Source organism: Streptomyces sp. NPDC050704 (assembly GCF_040654355.1).
Taxonomy (GTDB): domain Bacteria; phylum Actinomycetota; class Actinomycetes; order Streptomycetales; family Streptomycetaceae; genus Streptomyces.
In genome coordinates this window covers 13087-27329 of record NZ_JBFAHW010000133.1, presented here as the reverse complement: position 1 = coordinate 27329, position 14243 = coordinate 13087, and the positions used below count along the sequence as shown (strand labels likewise).

Annotated in this window: 12 protein-coding genes and 1 pseudogene; 9 read left to right on the top strand and 4 right to left on the bottom strand. The window is 70.3% G+C overall.

The genetic code is table 11. The annotated features are described in order from the left end of the window. From AB0I18_RS44380 to AB0I18_RS44365, 4 genes and pseudogenes are all read left to right on the top strand, one after another. Positions 1–326: pseudogene (locus AB0I18_RS44380) on the top strand (hypothetical protein); the annotation flags it as partial. A gap of 91 nt (positions 327–417) precedes the next feature. Further along, positions 418–2145 (top strand): protein kinase, encoded by a 1728-nt coding sequence (locus tag AB0I18_RS44375; protein ID WP_363111478.1) that lies wholly within the window; start codon positions 418–420, stop codon positions 2143–2145. A 127-nt stretch (positions 2146–2272) separates the two neighbouring features. Next, entirely contained in the window at positions 2273–3898 is a 1626-nt protein-coding gene (locus AB0I18_RS44370; RefSeq protein WP_363111477.1) for a succinic semialdehyde dehydrogenase, read from the top strand. A gap of 100 nt (positions 3899–3998) precedes the next feature. After that, positions 3999–5783 (top strand): GMC family oxidoreductase, encoded by a 1785-nt coding sequence (locus AB0I18_RS44365; protein ID WP_363111476.1) that lies wholly within the window; start codon positions 3999–4001, stop codon positions 5781–5783. Positions 5784–5980: 197 nt separating this feature from the next. On the opposite strand, the gene AB0I18_RS44360 is transcribed toward AB0I18_RS44365, so the two are convergent. Next, complete coding sequence (locus AB0I18_RS44360; RefSeq protein WP_363111475.1) at positions 5981–6715, bottom strand: LAETG motif-containing sortase-dependent surface protein; 735 nt, start codon at positions 6713–6715, stop codon at positions 5981–5983. A gap of 64 nt (positions 6716–6779) precedes the next feature. Here AB0I18_RS44360 and AB0I18_RS44355 point away from each other — a divergent pair, with 64 nt between their 5' ends. From AB0I18_RS44355 to AB0I18_RS44345, 3 genes are all read left to right on the top strand, one after another. Further along, on the top strand, positions 6780–7046 hold the full coding sequence (locus tag AB0I18_RS44355) for a hypothetical protein (protein ID WP_363111474.1): 267 nt from the start codon (positions 6780–6782) through the stop codon (positions 7044–7046). 193 nt (positions 7047–7239) lie between these two features. Further along, positions 7240–8412, top strand: coding sequence for a hypothetical protein (locus tag AB0I18_RS44350; protein WP_363111473.1), 1173 nt, complete (start codon positions 7240–7242; stop codon positions 8410–8412). Positions 8413–8456: 44 nt separating this feature from the next. Then, positions 8457–9227, top strand: coding sequence for a hypothetical protein (locus AB0I18_RS44345; protein ID WP_363111472.1), 771 nt, complete (start codon positions 8457–8459; stop codon positions 9225–9227). A gap of 503 nt (positions 9228–9730) precedes the next feature. On the opposite strand, the gene AB0I18_RS44340 is transcribed toward AB0I18_RS44345, so the two are convergent. Continuing rightward, positions 9731–10045: a chorismate mutase gene (locus tag AB0I18_RS44340; protein ID WP_363111479.1), complete on the bottom strand. Its 315-nt coding sequence runs from the start codon at positions 10043–10045 to the stop codon at positions 9731–9733. Positions 10046–10361: 316 nt separating this feature from the next. On the opposite strand from AB0I18_RS44340, the gene guaA reads away from it, so the two are divergent. Then, a complete protein-coding gene (guaA, locus tag AB0I18_RS44335) occupies positions 10362–11942 on the top strand; it encodes a glutamine-hydrolyzing GMP synthase (RefSeq protein WP_363111471.1) in 1581 nt (526 codons plus the stop codon). Positions 11943–11986: 44 nt separating this feature from the next. Here guaA and AB0I18_RS44330 read toward each other — a convergent pair whose 3' ends face one another. Both AB0I18_RS44330 and AB0I18_RS44325 read right to left on the bottom strand, forming a co-directional pair. Then, the gene (locus tag AB0I18_RS44330) at positions 11987–12460 is read right to left on the bottom strand and encodes a pyridoxamine 5'-phosphate oxidase family protein (RefSeq protein WP_363111470.1); all 474 of its coding nucleotides are present in this window, start codon (positions 12458–12460) and stop codon (positions 11987–11989) included. Between the two features lie 98 nt (positions 12461–12558). Then, positions 12559–13107, bottom strand: coding sequence for a hypothetical protein (locus tag AB0I18_RS44325; protein ID WP_363111469.1), 549 nt, complete (start codon positions 13105–13107; stop codon positions 12559–12561). 298 nt (positions 13108–13405) lie between these two features. Here AB0I18_RS44325 and AB0I18_RS44320 point away from each other — a divergent pair, with 298 nt between their 5' ends. After that, on the top strand, positions 13406–14200 hold the full coding sequence (locus tag AB0I18_RS44320; protein ID WP_363111468.1) for a class II aldolase/adducin family protein: 795 nt from the start codon (positions 13406–13408) through the stop codon (positions 14198–14200). Positions 14201–14243 lie beyond the last annotated feature (43 nt).

Below are 14243 nucleotides of genomic sequence, written 5' to 3'. Positions count from 1 at the left end.
GCCGGGCCCGCCCTTCTCGACCTGCACCTCCAGGTTCCAGAGCTGGTTGTCGTCGGCGGTCTGCCGCCGACCGCCCGGAGATCGAGGTCGGCGTCGACGGCGAGGCCCTGCTCCTTCCCACGCCGGTCCGGTGCCGTATCGAGCCCGGCGCCCTGCGCGTCCGTGTTCCCCGGAACCGGCCCGGCGTCCCGGAGCCCAAGCCGCCCATGGACTGGCGCCGACTGCGCAAGCTCGCGGCGGCGGTGGGACGTACGGCGCTTCCCAAGCACCGGACCTCTTCCCGGGACCGGGACTGGGACCGGGACCAGGCCCGCCCCAGGGGCTGACGGCGCTCCCGCCCGGGGCGCGGCGGCAGGTCTTCGGCGCGGCTTCGGGCGGACGTCGACAGGGATCGGCCCAGCACGGTAATCATGTGACATGAGCAATGAGGCGGGGCGTCTGATCGGCGGCCGTTACCGGTTGGCCGAGCGCATCGGCTCCGGGGGCATGGGCACCGTATGGCGGGCCGTCGACGAGCTCGTCGAGCGTGAAGTCGCCGTCAAGCAGCCGCGGTTGCCCGGCGATCCGGAGGACGCCGTCCATCAGCGGGCCGCCAACCGGCTCTACCGCGAGGCGCGGGCCGCCGCTCGCGTCGATCATCCCGCCGCCGTCGCCATCCATGACGTCGTCGTCGAGGACGGGCTCCCCTGGATCGTCATGGAGCTGATCCGGGGGAGGTCGCTGTACGAAGAGGTGCTGCAGGAGGGCGCCCTCGACCCTGCCGAGGCCGCGCGCATCGGGCTGGCCGTTGTGGGCGCCCTCGACGCCGCGCACACCGTCGGGATCGTGCACCGGGACGTGAAACCCGCCAACGTGCTGCTCGGACGGCATGGCCGGGTCGTCCTCACCGACTTCGGCATCGCCCACATCCAGGGCGAGGAATCCCTCACGGTGAGCGGCGAGTTCGTCGGCTCGCTGGAGTTCATCGCGCCCGAGCGCATGTCGGGGCGCGGCGCCGGACCCGCCTCCGACCTGTGGTCCCTGGGTGTCCTGCTGTACGCCGCCGTCGAGGGCGGGTCCCCGTTCCGGCGTACGTCGCCGGAGTCCACGCTCGCCGCGATCCTGTCCGCCGAACTCCCGGAACCCGAGCGGGCGGGGCCACTCGGACCGCTGATCGTGCGGCTCCTGGCGAAGGACCCGGCCGAGAGACCGGACGCGGAGAAGGTCACGGCCGTACTGGAGGCGGTGGCCGAGGGATGGCCCGTACCGCGGGAGGCCCTGGCGGCTCCCCAGAATGCCGCCGCGCTGCGGGAGTTCGCGGACGACGCGGGGACCGTACGGCTCGGTCGGCCCTCCACCCCGGACCCGGGGTCCACCCCGGATCCGGACGAGACGTCCGAAATGGCGAAGGCGCCCACCCCGGCGAAGGCGGGCGATACGCCGGCGCTCACCTCGCAGGAACCGCCCGAGGCCGTACTCCCCGACGCCGTACCCCGCGAACGCAGGCGCTCCGCCGCCCGCCTGGCCGCGGGCACGCTCGGCGGCGCCGTCCTCATAGCGGGCGGAGTCTGGCTCGGCACCTCGCTCACCGACGACGACGGCGACGCAACCGTCGCAGGGGGCAGTCCGTCGGCGCCCATCACGGCGGGCCAGAACTCAACTTCTCCCGAAGACAGTTGGGTCGCCCACGAGGAGACGGAACTGAACGCCGTCCTCTCCCTCCCCGGGCAGTACGCACGCGTCAGCGAGCCGGGCGACGCCGCCGACGACCCGCTCACGGCGATCTACGACGACGACCAGATCATCCAGGTCCGACTCACCCAGTGGGACGAGGCGCCGCGCTCGCCGATGGACGAGGCCAAGGAGTCGGCCGACGCCTGGGCGGGATACGGGGAGTCGAAGTCGCAGTTCACGCGGACGTCCTTCCACGGGTACGAGGCCGTGCTCGTCGACACCACCTATGTCAACAGAGGTACGCCGAACCGCGTCATGGAGCTGATGATCCGCACCGACGACGACCGGATGTACGAGCTGCGCGTGGACATGCCGAAGGGGACGTCGAACGAGAAACAGGGCACGGCGGTCTACAAGGGTGCGCGCGACCGTCTTGAGATCGGCGGGACCAGGAAGTGGTCGCCGCGCGCCGATCCTTCGGCCGGGCACTGATCGTCGCTGGACACCTCCCTGATCAGGTCATTCCTTGCCAGTGGTCACTGGCGTCGTGTGTGTACTCCGTGAAACCCTGTTACCGCCGGGTACCCAAAGCGCCCCGACCGGGCATAGCCTGCGGCTCATGACGGACTCGCAAGCCCCGGAACAGGCCCCGGCACAGACCGGCACCAACCCTCTCGCGCCCGCCCCCGAGGGCGCCCGCACGGCTGCCGACGTGGTCACGCCGGAGCTGATCGCCCAGCTCACGCGTGGCGTGGTCGGCTCCGGCCGCACGGCCAACCACACGCCCTTCACCGGCGAGAAGCTGGCCGACCTGCCCGAGTCCACTCCGGAGGACGTGGAGCAGGCCTTCGAGCGGGCCCGCGCCGCCCAGTCCGTCTGGGAGGCGACGCCCGTCCGGCAGCGCGCCGCCGTCCTGCTCCGCTTCCACGACCTGGTGCTCGCCCGCCAGGCCGAGGTCCTCGACCTGATCCAGCTGGAGACCGGCAAGGCCCGCCTGCACGCGCACGAGGAGGTGCAGGCCGTGGTCGTCGCGGCCCGGCACTACGGCCGCAGGGCCCCCTCCTACCTCCGGCCCAAGCGGCACGCGGGCGCCATGCCGACCCTCACCAAGGTCACCGAACTGCGTCACGCCCGCGGTGTCGTCGGCCAGATCGCCCCTTGGAACTACCCCCTGGAGCTCTCCGTCGGCGACGCGCTCCCCGCCTTCGTCGCGGGCAACGCCGTCGTCATGAAGCCCGACACCGAGACCTGCCTCACCGCCCTCTGGGCCCGCGACCTGCTGATCGAGGCGGGCCTGCCTGCCGACGTCTTCCAGGTCGTCCTCGGTGAAGGCCCGGTCGTCGGCCCGGAGGTCGTCAAGCACGCCGACTACGTCTCCTTCACCGGCTCCACCCGTACGGGCCGCGAGGTCGCCCAGGGCGCGGCGGCCCGCCTCATCGGCGTCTCCCTCGAACTCGGCGGCAAGAACGCCATGCTGGTCCTGGAGGACGCCGACCTCGACAAGGCGGCGGCCGGCGCGGTCCGCGCCTGCTTCTCGTCCGCGGGCCAACTCTGCATCTCCATCGAGCGGTTGTACGTCCATGAGTCGGTCGCGGACGCCTTCATGGAGCGGTTCGCCGCGCGTACGAAGGCGATGCGGCTCGGCAGGTCCCTCGCGTACGGCGCCGAGATGGGCTCGCTGGTCGGCGAGCGCCAGCTGGAGACGGTGACCCGGCACGTCGAGGAGGCTGTCGCCAAGGGGGCGACGCTCGTCGCGGGCGGTGTCGCGCGCCCGGACATCGGTCCGTACTTCTTCGAGCCCACCATCCTCGACGGCGTCGAGGCGCCGATGGCCGTGTGCAACGAGGAGACCTTCGGACCGGTCGTCTCCCTCTACCGCTTCAAGGACGAGGACGAGGCGGTCGAGTTCGCCAACTCCACGCCGTACGGCCTCAACTCGTCGGTCTGGACGAAGGACGGCCGCCGCGGTGCCAAGGTCGCCGCCCGGCTCCGCACCGGGACGGTCAACATCAACGAGGGCTACGCGCCCGCGTACGGCAGCGTCCAGTCGCCGATGGGCGGCATGAAGGACTCCGGCCTCGGCCGCCGGCACGGCTCCGAGGGCATCCTCAAGTACACCGAGGCGCAGACCGTCGCCCAGCAGCGGCTGCTGCCGATGGGCCCGTCGCTGGGGATGGACGACGAGAAGTACGCGCAGTTCATGAGCCGGAGTCTGAGGGTGATGAAGGCATTCCGGTTCCGGTAGGCGCCCCTTCAGGGGCGCGGGACTGTATCGATTTGCGGCTCCGCCGCGTGAGCGCGACCAGCCACACACAACCTGCACGGACACTCAACGAGGAGCACACGTGCCTCAGGACACTTACGACTACGACGTCATTGTCGTAGGTTCCGGCTTCGGCGGATCGGTGACCGCCCTACGCCTCACGGAAAAGGGCTACCGCGTAGGTGTCCTGGAAGCGGGCCGCCGCTTCACCCCGGGCACGCTCCCCAAGAACTCCTGGGACATCAAGAACTACCTCTGGGCGCCCAGACTCGGCATGTACGGCCTCCAGCGCATCCATCTCCTGGGCAACGTGATGGTGCTGGCGGGCGCGGGCGTAGGCGGCGGGTCGCTCAACTACGCCAACACCCTCTACGTACCGCCGAAGCCCTTCTTCGAGGACCCGCAGTGGAAGGACATCACCGACTGGCAGGAGGAGCTGAAGCCGTACTACGACCAGGCCCAGCGGATGCTGGGCGTGCGGCTCAACCCGACGATGACCCCCTCGGACGTCCATCTCAAGGCGGCCGCCGAGCGGATGGGCGTGGGCGACAGCTTCCACATGGCGCCGGTCGGTGTCTTCTTCGGTGACGGCGAGGACGCCGACGGGACCGCGAAGGCCGCGGCGGGAGAGCGGGTCGAGGACCCGTACTTCGGCGGTGCGGGACCGGCCCGCGCCGCGTGCAACGAGTGCGGCGAGTGCATGACGGGCTGCCGGCACGGAGCGAAGAACACCCTCAACGAGAACTACCTGTACCTCGCCGAGAAGGCGGGCGCGGTCGTCCACCCGATGACCACCGTCGTCTCCGTCACCGACGACTCACAGGGCGGCTACGCCGTCGCGACGCTCCCGACCGACCAGCGGCGCAAGGGCCGGGGCCGGACCTTCAAGGCCCGCCGGGTCGTCCTCGCCGCCGGCACGTACGGCACCCAGACCCTGCTGCACCGCATGAGGGCGAGCGGTCAACTGCCGTACCTCTCGGGCAGGCTGGGCGAGCTGACCCGCACCAACTCCGAGGCCCTGGTGGGCGCGCAGACCAGTGACCGCCGCTACCGCAAGGTCACCGGAGAGGCGAAGGTCGACTTCACCCGCGGGGTCGCGATCACGTCCTCGATCCATCCGGACGCGAACACCCACATCGAGCCCGTCCGCTACGGCAAGGGCTCGAACTCGATGGGCAGCCTGTCGATCATCCAGGTCCCCTACGCGAAAGGCGCGGGCTCGTCGAGGGTCCTCGGCTGGCTCCTGAACGCCGTGAAACACCCGCTCCTGGTGGGCCGTTCGATCTCCAACCGCCGCTGGTCGGAGAAGACCATCATCGGCCTGGTGATGCAGTCCCTCGACAACTCCCTGACGACGTACCTGAAGCCGAAGGGCGCCGGCAAAGGCCTGCTGACGGCACGTCAGGGCCATGGCGCCCCCAACCCCAAGCAGATCAGGGCCGCTTCGGAGGGCGCCGCCGCGATCGCCGCCGAGATCAACGGCTTCGCGGGCTCGAACGTCGGCGAGCTGATGGGCACCCCGCTGACCGCTCACTTCCTCGGCGGCTGCCCGATCGGCGCGTCCGCGGACGAGGGTGTCATCGACCCCTACCACCGGCTGTACGGGCATCCGGGCATCTCGGTCGTCGACGGCGCCGCGGTCTCCGCGAACCTGGGCGTCAACCCGTCCCTGACCATCACCGCACAGGCCGAGCGCGCGATGTCGTACTGGCCCAACAAGGGTGAGGCGGACCCGCGTCCGGCCCAGAGCGCGGCATACGAACGCCTGAAGCCGGTCGCCCCCCTCGCCCCCGCAGTCCCCGAGGACGCCTTCGGCGCACTGAGACTGCCGTTCCTGGGAATGCCGACGATGCCACCGAAGAAGTAACCCCGACCCGGGAACAACGAAGGACCTGCACCCCCCTCCGAGCGCAGGTCCTTCATCGTCTTACGCAAAGCGAGTCACGCCCATTCAGCCGCGGGCCCCTGAATAAAGCGGGCGCAGCCCCTTATCCAGGGGCGCGGGGAACTGCGCGACCGGCCCCCACCGGCCCGCAGATCCCCACCGCGCCCCCAGCGGAGCGCTTACGCGTCGACGCCGGCCTTCCGGCGGCGCACGACGAACACCGCGCCGACACCGGCGACGACGGCGGCGCCGCCGACGAGACCGATGGTCGGCAGGGCGGAGTTGGAACCGGTCTCGGCGAGGTTGCCGACGACCTGCGGCGTGGTCTTCTTGTCCGGCTTCTGCTCCGTGATCGGAGCCTTGCCGCCTTCCTGCGGCTTGGTGCCGTCGGTGTCCGTGCCCGCGGCGACGATCTGGAACTTGTACGCGACCTCGCCGAAGCCCGTGCACTCCGCGTCGGCGTCACCGTAGATCGTCGCACCGAGCGAGAAGGCCGAGCCGACCGGAGCGGTGGACTTCACGTTGACGCGCAGCGGGACGTTGACCTCGTAGTCGGGCTTGAGCTCGTCGGTGTAGCCGACAAAGCCGACCGCGTAACCCTCTTCGTCGACGTTGTCCCAGACCTTCGCGTCCGGGTCCCAGGCCTGAAGCTGGACCTGCTTGCTCTTGAAGAGGTCCGTGCCGTCCTTGTCGCCGGAGGCACCGGCGAGGAAGTCGAGGTCCTGGAGCGTCGAGTCCGAGGAGTTGAGGACGTTCAGCGAGAACTTGTGCCAGCCGCTGCCCACGGCGATCTTGCCCGGCAGACCGGTGAAGCTGACGTCGACCTTGGTGTCCTCACAGACGGACGGCTCCGGGTCCGGCTCCTCCGACTCCTCGGGAACCGAGGTGCTGGGCGCCGGGGAGGACTCGGACACGGAGGTGCTCGGGGTCGGAGCCGACCCACTCGGGGATTCCGAAACGGAGGTGCTGGGAGACGGAGTGGAATCCGTCGGCGACGCGGACGTGGACGGCGACGGGCTCGCCGACTCGGATGTGGACGTGCTCGGAGACGGGTCCGTCGCGAAGGCGGCCGGAGCCGACAGCAGCGCGAGCGGGGCTATGACAGCCGTCGTGGCCGCAGCGGCCATGACACGGCGAAGCTTCATGAAGACCTCGGAAAGTCCGGTGCACCGCTTCGTCGCGGTACGAGATTTGGGAGGCCTCCGCGTGGCGGGCGCGGGTTATGGCCGTTGGTTTCGCAAGTGAGACCTGTGACCCCTGTGAAGGGTTGTCCCCGAACTCACACAATTCTTATGTGGGCTGGATCACATCCGGGCCGGACTTGTGAATTCCCGTACCCACGGCTTAGAACTGTTCGTCGCTCGACCGTCGAGCGAGCCGGTCGGCGAGTCGATCAGGTCGACCAGTAAGCCGATCATGGGGGAGAGGCGCGAGCGCCGTGGCCGAGAAGCCGTCCGAGCCGTCAGAGCCGTCCGGGAAGGCACCCGACGAGTCCGGGGGGTCCATACCGGACGACGTGTGGGAGCGGTTCGTCCAGGACAGTGAGCGGGACATCCGGACGTCCGAGGCGCCCAAGGAGCCGTCGGCGCGCGCCCGCATGGTGACCGAGCGGCTGCGGCAGCAGGAGGCGCGCGGCGAACTGCCCGCGGGGTGGCGGACGAACCCCGCCTCGGGGGCGCGGGACAGGCGCTCGGCCCGGCGCCGCAAGGTGTGGGCCGTCATCGGCGTCCCGCTCGCGCTCGCGGTGGTCCTGGTGGCCATGAAGCCGTCCCTGCTGCCCGGTGACCTGTTCGGCACGGGTTCGGACGGCTCGGGCTCCGCGACCCCGCTGCCCGCGGAGACCGCGCCCCCGACCGCCGCCCCTTCCGCTGCCGCCGGAACCGCCACGCTCGACCGGCCGTTCGCCGGCTCCCCGGCCCTGCGGTACGCGGACAACGCGGCCGGAATCGTCCTGCCGGAGGCGACGGCCGTCGGCGTGTTCTCCAAGACGCAGGTCGCTCAGGCCCTGGAGCAGACCAAGTCCCTCCTCATCGACGCGAACCTCGACCGGAAGACCCTGCGCGGCGGCACCCCCGAGACCGTGCTCGACAAGGTCATCGACCCGAAGCAGCCCGAGATGCTCGCCGACGCCAGGTCCTGGCTGCGCGAGCCCGGCGAGGACAACGATCCGCTGGCGCTCTTCAGCCGTTTCGACCCGGCCGAGGTGCGGCTCGTCGGTGACGTGGTCAAGACCCGTGGCCGTACGACCTTCAAGGCGGGCCGGGACGGAGCCGTGGCCATCCACGCCGACTACACCTTCGTCTACGCGCTGGCCCCGGCCGACCCGGAATCCACCGAGGTGACCCGCACCATCGTCCGCCGCGTCCTCGAACTGGAAGTCCTCGACCCCGCCAAGTACCAGATCACACCGGGCAGGCTGACGATCGTCCGCCATGACCGGGACGTCGCCAACTCCGCCTGTGACGTGTACGACGGCTTCCTGCACCCGGAGTTCGCCTCGACCGCCCCCACGGGCGCGGCGCCGACCGGGCCCGCGGTCGACCCGTACGACCGCAGCCGTGAGATCCCCGACTCCGGGACGGACGCCTGCGGGACGGTCTCCCGGACGTGACCGCGGCCGCTTGGCACCGCCAGGATGGGAACGTGAAAGTACACGTGAACGCAAGGAAGTCCCGGATTCTGAAGGCCGCCGCGGCCGCTTCGGTCGCGGCCGCGCTGGGACTCACCGCGGCCTGCGGCGGGGGCGGCGGGGGTCGCGGTGACGACGACTCCGCGAAGAACGGGAAGGCGGCCGAGCGGGCGTCGACGGAGACCGCGGGGGCGGCCGACGAGGTGAAGGAGCCCGTACGCGATCCTGACGGGCCCCTGACCGAGGCGCAGTTGGAGAAGGCCGCGATCAGGACGGGGGACGTCAAGGGCTTCAAGATCGGGGACTCGGGGATCGGCGACCTCCAGGGGCAGTCCGTCCCGGCGGCCCCGGCCGCGTGTCAGCCGGTCGCCGACATGTTCCTGTCCACCACCGACCCGGGCTCGCGGGCCGCGGTCAGCCGCGGCGTCGGCGCGGAGGACGAGACGGACGCCTCGGTGACCACGCTCGTCCTCTTCTCGTACGGGTCCGGCGACGCCGACGAGGTGCTCGCCGGGCTGCGCGAGGCCACGGACAAGTGCACCGCGTACGAGCACACCGGCTACAAGTACACCGAGGTCAAGGTGTTGGCCGACCCCGGGCTCGGCGACGACTCCGTCGCCTACCGGCTGGTGGCCTCGATCGAGGGCGCGACCGTGCCCGCCGCGTACACGGTCGTGCGCGACGGCACGACACTGGCGGTCTTCGCCTCGATGAACATGCTGGACGCCGACAAGGCCGAGGTCCCGGAAAAGGTCATCGAGGCACAGCTCGCCAAGCTGAGGAAGGCAGCCGGCTGAGGACCGACGGGTTGAGGGCTGACCGGCTGACCGGCTGAGGGCTGACGGGTTGAGGCAGCCCGGCGGACAGACGAAGGGCCCCGTGGGACGGATCCACGGGGCCCTTCTCGGTCAGCACCGACGTCAGGGCAGCGCCGGTGCCTGGGGAGCGGCGCCGGGGGGTAGCGCCGCTTGTTGGCTCGACCGCCGGTCGGCGCCCCGGCGCACGGGGGGAGTGCGCGTGGTATCGACCAATGGCGGTAAGTCGGTCCAATGGAGTTGTGTGTTTTCGGGACCGGGGATTGTTCTACGCATCGTGCTCGATGGGCCGCGGCCTTCGCAACCGTTTCGACCGCCCTTGCGCAGATTCCCGTAGGCGGAACACCGGGACCAACGAAGCCCGCCGCGGGACGGTCACGTGCCGTACGAGTGAGAGGGCATGCGCACGTGCGTGCACCGGACGTCCGTCGTACGCGAAAGTCGTAGGCGCTTCGGTCCTCGGATACGGTCCCCGGATCCGGTCCTCAGATACGGCCCCGGCACAGCTCCAGCAGAGTCATCGCGAGCGAGGTGCCCGGCTTGCCGAGCGCGTCCCTGTAGTGGCCGAGGATCTCCATCTCGCGCGACAGGTTCACCCGGCGGCCGCCGGAGTCGATCCGGGCCTCCTGGATGACCGCCGAGACGGCCATGCGTTCCTGGACCAGACCGATGATCCGGTCGTCGAGCGCGTCGATGCGCTCGCGGGCACCGGAGATCACGTCGGCGGCCTCGTCGGTACGGGCGCCGGTCTTGTCGATTACGTCGGCCATGGTGGGGCTCCTCTTCGAATGGGCTCGAATGGTTCGCGTGGGTTTCGAGCGGGGTGCCCCGGAGCGGCGAGGTCCGGAAAACGCAGGCGCCCCGGGCCTTGTCGGCCCGGGGCGCCTGGGAAGTCGCTTGTCAGTTGCTCAAGCAGCACGACCATGGCAGCCGGTGGGCCGGTTGCCATAGGTAAAGACGAAGGTCTCGTGCGTGAGCATGGGGTCAGTATGCACGGTCGCGGGATGCCGTCCAACCCGGGGACGGAACGTGCTCCCCGGGCGACGGGACGTGGTCCCCGCACACCCCGTTAGACTCGGCAGCACAGCCCCTCAGCGAACCGCCGGAAGGCAACCCGTGTCATCAGCGACCCCAGCCGCCCCCGACACCGTTCTGGTCGTCGACTTCGGTGCGCAGTACGCCCAGCTCATCGCCCGCCGAGTCCGCGAGGCCCGGGTCTACAGCGAGATCGTGCCGAGCACCATGCCGGTCGAGGAGATGCTCGCCAAGAACCCGGCGGCGATCATCCTCTCCGGCGGCCCCTCGTCGGTGTACGCGGAGGGCGCGCCCCGCCTCGACCGCGCGATCTTCGAGGCGGGCGTCCCCGTCTTCGGTATGTGCTACGGCTTCCAGCTGATGGCGACCACCCTCGGCGGCACGGTCGACAACACAGGTGCCCGCGAGTACGGCCGTACGGAACTGCACGTCTCCAAGTCGGGTTCCACCCTCTTCGAGGGCACCCCCGACGAGCAGTCCGTCTGGATGTCCCACGGCGACGCGTGCAGCGCGGCCCCCGAGGGCTTCTCGGTCACGGCCTCCACGGACGTCGTACCGGTCGCGGCCTTCGAGAACGACGAGAAGAAGCTGTACGGGGTCCAGTACCACCCCGAGGTCATGCACTCCACGCACGGCCAGCAGGTGCTCGAACACTTCCTGTACCGGGGCGCGGGCCTGACCCCGTCCTGGACCACCGGCAACGTCATCGACGAGCAGGTGGCGCTCATCCGCGAGCAGGTCGGCACCAAGCGCGCCATCTGCGGTCTGTCCGGCGGCGTGGACTCCGCGGTCGCCGCGGCCCTCGTGCAGAAGGCCATCGGCTCGCAGCTGACCTGCGTGTACGTCGACCACGGGCTGATGCGCAAGGGCGAGACCGAGCAGGTCGAGAAGGACTTCGTGGCCGCGACCGGCGTCCAGCTGAAGGTCGTGGACGCCGAGCAGCGGTTCCTCGACGCGCTGGCCGGGGTCTCCGACCCGGAGGAGAAGCGGAAGATCATCGGGCGCGAGTTCATCCGCGTCTTCGAGCAGGCACAGGCCGACATCATCGCCGAGGCCGCGGCGGGCGAGGACGTCGCCTTCCTGGTGCAGGGCACGCTCTACCCGGACGTGGTCGAGTCCGGTGGCGGCACGGGCACGGCCAACATCAAGTCCCACCACAATGTGGGCGGGCTGCCGGAGGACCTCGAGTTCGAGCTCGTCGAGCCGCTGCGCAAGCTCTTCAAGGACGAGGTCCGGATGGTCGGACAGGAGCTCGGCCTGCCGGACGAGATCGTCCAGCGCCAGCCCTTCCCGGGTCCCGGCCTCGGCATCCGCATCGTGGGTGAAGTGACCAAGGAGCGGCTCGACCTGCTCCGCGACGCCGACGCCATCGCCCGCGAGGAGCTGACCGCGGCCGGCCTCGACCGGGACATCTGGCAGTGCCCGGTCGTGCTGCTCGCGGACGTGCGCAGCGTCGGCGTCCAGGGCGACGGCCGGACGTACGGCCACCCGATCGTGCTCCGCCCGGTGTCGAGCGAGGACGCCATGACCGCCGACTGGTCGCGCCTGCCGTACGACGTCCTGGCCAAGATCTCGACCCGGATCACGAACGAGGTCGCGGACGTCAACCGCGTCGTCCTCGACGTGACGAGCAAGCCGCCGGGCACCATCGAGTGGGAGTAGCCCGAGCGCGGGTGGTCCCGGGGGCTCGGGAGTAGTCCCGGGGCTCAGGTCCGCCTGACAGTGCGCAGCGGCTCTCCGGGCTGCCAGATCTTGAGGACCAGGTACTTGTCGTCCTCGACGTAGGTCCGTACGACCTCCGTCAGCTCGGTGCGGAAGAGGTGGAACGGCTCCGGCGGTTCCACCTCTTCGGCGTACCGGGACCGCTCGGCCGGGTCGTGGACCTCGACGGCCCGGCCCGCGATCCGTACGTCGCCGCCCGCCATCTCGGTGCCGGGGCCCGGATTGGCCTGCAGGGCGAAGCGCGGGTCGCGGCGCAGGTCCAGCGCCTTGAGCGAGTCCGGCATCATGCCGAGCCACAACTCGCCGTTCAGGAAACGGACTTCGAGCCCGGTGGTGCGCGGCGACCCGTCCTTGCGGAGGGTGGCGAGGATGTGGTGGGTGAACGCCGCGAACCGCTCCTCGACCAGCTTGGCGAGGTCCGGTTCCGCGGCGGTGAAGGCTGCCCAGTTCGACGTCATGGGACGAGTCTCGCGCCGATACCGGACACCTTCTGTCGTCTTACGGCGGACGCCGTCGTGGGATGACGTCGCGGGATGGCGTCGTGCGGTCGGGCGCCTCAGATCATTCCGGCCGCCCGCAGCCGCCGCGCGAGCCGGTCCTTCCGTACCACCTCCAGACGGAGGAAGACCGTGAACACCAGGGCCATCGTGGCGCTGGCGGCGAGTGAGGCCCGCCAGCCCGCGGGGATCAGCAGCAGCGCCATGAGGGTCGCGCTGGCGATCATGAAGACGGCCTTGCGGCGTAAGTCCAGGTCGTCGGCGAGCGAGTCGAACTCGATGCGGGCCTTGAGCAGCCCGACCGCGGGTGCCACGTCCGGGAGCGGTTTGAGCGTGCCGGGACGCATGCCCGGGGCGCGGCCGTCCGCCAGGCGGCTCAGGGCGGCCGTGCTCCGTTCGCGGGCCTCGGGACGGAGGTCGCGGACCAGGCGGACCTGGAGCGCCGGGCCGTTCCTGTTCGTCTCCTCGTACCGGAAGCCGTACTGCACGGCGATGTAGGTGAGTGCGGCGAGTCGGCGGTGGGATCCGCCGAGGTCGTCGAGGACGACGACGTCGCGGGTGGCGACCTGCCTGAGCAGGCCCGTGATCAGGCGCTCGTTTCTCTTCATGGGGTTCTTCATGAGCGGGCGGGGAGTGCGGGCGCGGGGCGCGGTCCGCGCAGCGTAGGGGGGTGACTGCGCACGGGGGGTCCTCCAGGGGGCGTCGGTGCAAGTGGCCCGACCGGTTCAGTTGGCTCCGGACAGGCAGACCATCGACCCCGTACAACGGTTGTGCAATCTTGTACAACGGTTGTGCACTCTCTTCACGGACATCCTCTGTTCTCCTGCGCTGACCGACGGTAACTTCCCGCCCGTAAACCGTATAAGGAGTCCGCGAAGGAGTCCGTACCTCAGGGCTGGAGGACATATGCACGGGCCCACACCGCCCATGCCCCTTCCCACCGATCAGCTGCGATTCGCCATGCCGCCCATGCACGAGTCGCTCGCCGACGAGCGGCGGCACCGCAAGGAACGCCTCGCGGGGGCGCTGCGGATCTTCGGGAGGATGGGTTTCGAGGACGGGGTCTCCGGTCATATCACCGCGCGCGACCCGGAGTTCAGCGACTGCTTCTGGGTCAACCCGTTCGGCATGCCGTTCAAGCACGTCACCGTCAGCGATCTGGTGATGGCCAACGGGGACGGGCAGGTGATCGAGGGCCGCTACCACGTCAATCAGGCCGCCTTCACCGTGCACGCCCAGGTGCACGCCGCCCGCCCGGACGTCGTCGCGGTCGCCCACTGCCACTCGGTGCACGGGCGCGCGCTGTCCGCGCTCGGCGACCTGCTGGACCCGATCACCCAGGAGTCCTGCGCCTTCTACGAGGACCACGCGCTGTACGACGCCTACACGGGCGTCGCCGTCGATGCCCAGGAAGGGCGGCGGATCGCCGCCGCGCTCGGCTCCCGCAAGGCGCTCGTACTGCGCAACCACGGGCTGCTGACGGTCGGTGACTCGGTGGACGCGGCGGCCTGGTGGTTCCTGTCGATGGAGCGGTCGTCCCAGGTGCAGTTGACCGCGTGCGCGGCCGGGCGGCCGGTGCTGATCGACCACAAGCAGGCGGTGGCGACGCGGGAGCAGCTCGGCGGGGACCTGGTGGGATGGATCAACTACCAGCCGCTGTGGCAGGACATCAGCCGCAGCGAACCCGACCTCCTCAGCTAGGAGCTATTGGGAACACGGCTGTTGGGAACAGGACTGTTGGGAA

Coding starts and splice junctions, on each gene's coding strand:
- AB0I18_RS44320 (WP_363111468.1), top strand. CDS start 13,406: ATGCACGGGCCCACACCGCCCATGCCCCTTCCCACCGATCAGCTGCGA.
- AB0I18_RS44330 (WP_363111470.1), bottom strand. CDS start 12,460: ATGACGTCGAACTGGGCAGCCTTCACCGCCGCGGAACCGGACCTCGCC.
- AB0I18_RS44325 (WP_363111469.1), bottom strand. CDS start 13,107: ATGAAGAGAAACGAGCGCCTGATCACGGGCCTGCTCAGGCAGGTCGCC.
- AB0I18_RS44375 (WP_363111478.1), top strand. CDS start 418: ATGAGCAATGAGGCGGGGCGTCTGATCGGCGGCCGTTACCGGTTGGCC.
- AB0I18_RS44370 (WP_363111477.1), top strand. CDS start 2,273: ATGACGGACTCGCAAGCCCCGGAACAGGCCCCGGCACAGACCGGCACC.